At 60.9% G+C, this 2,965-nt stretch carries 3 protein-coding genes; 1 reads left to right on the forward strand and 2 read right to left on the reverse strand.

From position 1 onward, the window contains the following. Positions 1-57: 57 nt before the first annotated feature. Positions 58-1,068 carry a tyrosine-type recombinase/integrase gene (locus B4V04_RS15800; RefSeq protein WP_498232674.1) on the reverse strand — a complete coding sequence of 337 codons (1,011 nt, stop codon included), beginning with the start codon at positions 1,066-1,068 and terminating at the stop codon, positions 58-60. 650 nt (positions 1,069-1,718) lie between these two features. Between B4V04_RS15800 and B4V04_RS15805 the strand changes: the two genes are divergently transcribed. After that, the gene (locus B4V04_RS15805; RefSeq protein WP_498232675.1) at positions 1,719-1,970 is read left to right on the forward strand and encodes a winged helix-turn-helix domain-containing protein; all 252 of its coding nucleotides are present in this window, start codon (positions 1,719-1,721) and stop codon (positions 1,968-1,970) included. Here the strand turns inward: B4V04_RS15805 and B4V04_RS15810 are convergent, their stop codons facing one another. Further along, positions 1,971-2,747, reverse strand: a complete 777-nt coding sequence (locus tag B4V04_RS15810; protein ID WP_498232676.1) for a hypothetical protein — start codon at positions 2,745-2,747, stop codon at positions 1,971-1,973. Positions 2,748-2,965 lie beyond the last annotated feature (218 nt).

The following is a 2,965-nucleotide window of genomic DNA, read 5'->3' on the forward strand; positions in this document are numbered from 1 at the left end:
ATGGACTCGCGGGGGGTCGATCGACCCGCGCGCTGGGATCGGCCGACGGCGAAGCGATCATCCCTTCACCTCACGGATGATACGGCGGCGAACTTCCATGCGCTCCCGCTCCGACCGTTTGTCGTAGTGTTTCTCAAGCACGTCCTGCGTCACGTCCATGCGGTCACTCACCACCTCGCGCGGGTGTCCCTCGTTCAAATCCCTCGATATCGCTCCCTTCCGAAGCGGGTGCGCCGAGACTGTCGACGGACACTTGCTCGCGGTCTTCTGATCCGTCGCTTCACACTCCGAAACGACGCGATCGTGCGGACACGACCCCCAAACGCAGGGACGGGTGACCCGGTAGATCGTCTCCCGGATCGACGTCTTCGACAGCCGGCCGTACCGAGAGGTGAACAGCGGGCGACGGCCCTCGTCGTCGATCGTGTCCTCGCGCGTCGTCGCGAGATAATCGTCGAGGACCGCGGCGACTTCGGGGCGGAGCCACACGTCCCGCTCACCGCGGTCACCGTTCTTAAGCGGCGTTGACGGGGCGCGGTGACGGATCTGGATCGCCGGCTCGTCGTGATCGTAATCCTCCACGTCGAGCCCATACAGCGCGCCCGAGCGCATCCCGGTCTCCCACAGCAACAGGAATATCAGGTGGTCCCGGCTCGCGTAACGGAACGTGTCGAGCGCGTCGATCACCTCGCGAGCACGGTCGGCACGGAGCACGTCGTCGTTCACTTCCTCCTCGTCGCTCAGGTTCGGCATCGGAACCGACTCCCGGAGCCCGTCGCTCACGGCGTCGATCCCGGCCCAAAAGTCGAGCGCAACACGGAGAGTCGCGAGGTGATTCTTCAGGGTGACGTTCTTCACAGACCCCTTCCGCCGATTGAAGTATCGGAGGATCTCGCGGCCGTTCAGGTCGTTGAGGTTCTCGATCTCGCGCTCGTCGCAGAACTCGACGAACGGCTTGAGTCGGTACTTGTGGTTTTGTCGCGTGTGGTCTGCGAGCTCCTCGCTGCGGCTTTCGAGGTACATATCGACCCCTTCCTGCGGCGGGAGCGGTTCGAGATCGTCGCTCACGCGGATCCCTCCTCTTCGTCGAGATCGCGATCGTATGGGCCGACCGGAGTCACGAGTCGGACGCGGTCACGTTCGAGTTTCGCGCCGGTCTTCTTATCGAGCAGCTCGTGGAACACACCGTCGGCGTCGTCGCTACGCGCGCAGTATTGACACCAGAAGTGGTGATTAGTAGGCTCCCACGAGCGGTGGCCGTTCGGACACACGTACCGCCACCTGTCCTGCCGGTCTTCGATCCGCACAACTTCTTTCGGGACCATCGCTTCGCACCGATGGACGGGTGTATTAAAATCCGAATCCAGATACGGGGACTGAAAGTGAAACTGGTCTCGGCGCCCTCCGGTGGTTTGTGTTGCGGTCGGCGATTCTCCTTGACCGTCGGGAGGTTTTAGACCCCCAGCGTGGTGCGAATACATGGCTTTCGTGCTCACCCACGGAAGCCCACGCGGACCCGCTGTCTCCAGCAGCGGGGTCCGCTTTTGCGAACGAATGGACCCATCGGGAGCGACGGGTCCGCGAATGCTTCCGTAGCCTCCGCGAAGAACGGCCGCGAGTTAAATTTAACCCATCGAATCGTGTTCTATCAAACACGAATTAAGATTCATTCCGAGACGTATCGGTATTCGTTATATATGGCCGTTCGACTGAGACGTATGCGCCCGCGGGTCGATTGGATGAATCAGACCGACGATCGGATCTTGGAGCTCCTCGACGAGTCGGATCTCATCCTGACGCCCGCCGTCATCGCGAAGAACCTCGAATACACTCGGAATTGGGTCTCTCGACGGATCGGGAAACTCGGGGAGGCCGGACTCGTCGAACCGGTTGACTCGGGATATTATCGGATCTCAAAACGCGGTCGCGCGTACCTCGCCGGCGAGCTCACAGCTGACGATCTGGAGTAGCTACGTGATATCCAGCTCCCGGACCGCGTCGGCCGAGATCGTTACGTTGCGGTCGCCGAGGGTCACCGACTCACCGGTCACGGTCGACAGGAACTCGTGTAACCCTTCTAGGTAGTTTCTCGACCGCTCTTCTTGAATTACCACCGTGCGTTTCTCCGGATAGATCCTCGCCCGGTGGTCGATGTAGATCCGAGCGAACGACCGCCGAACCGACGGCGGAACATCCCAGACAACCGACGGGAACTTGTCGAGATCCACTTTTTCGCCAGCCGGGGCGCCCATCGTATAGAGGCACCGACCGAGGACTGAGCCGTCGGCCAGAGGAATCACCTCGGTGGCGCGGTTATCGGTGGTCGCGTGGCGGATGGCCGTCTCAACGCCAACACGCTCAAAAGCCGCTTCAATCTCGTCAAGTCCGACGCGTTGGCCGGTCGCCACTGCGGGGGCGAACGTTTCATTCGTGACGCTGCCGCCAGCGAGGATGTGAGCGAGGAGGTTGACCAACCCCGCCGCCATGTCGTCGTCAGGGTCGGGATCGAGCCAGCCGTAGTCGATCGCGGTATGAATCCCGCGGACCGGGTCGGGCATCCCGTCATCGAGCCATCCGCGAACGCGCCCCGGTGGTAGATCGAGGGCGTTACCAACGCGGGTCCGACCGTGTTTCGGATGTTCCGCGGCATACTCCTGTACACGCCGGTAGTCGAGGACTTTCTCCCACGGATCCGGATACATACGATCGCTGTATGTTCGCGCGAGGGACGGTGCCGTGGGCTCCATACGCATCATTCACACGTCAACGGATTTGACCTTGTTCACCTAATTTTCGCCGTTGATATTTGTGCCAGTAAGTTCATATGTAGGCTCCGTTAATTAGAGAGTAACCAGCTAACCGATCGGAACGAGAGGATCGTTTCGTCGGTGGACCGCTGGGTTCAAACTATGAAACCAAGCAACCTGTTCAACTCGGACGACCGTGCCGTGAGTCCCGTTATCGG

Source organism: Halorubrum sp. B52, assembly GCF_059752555.1.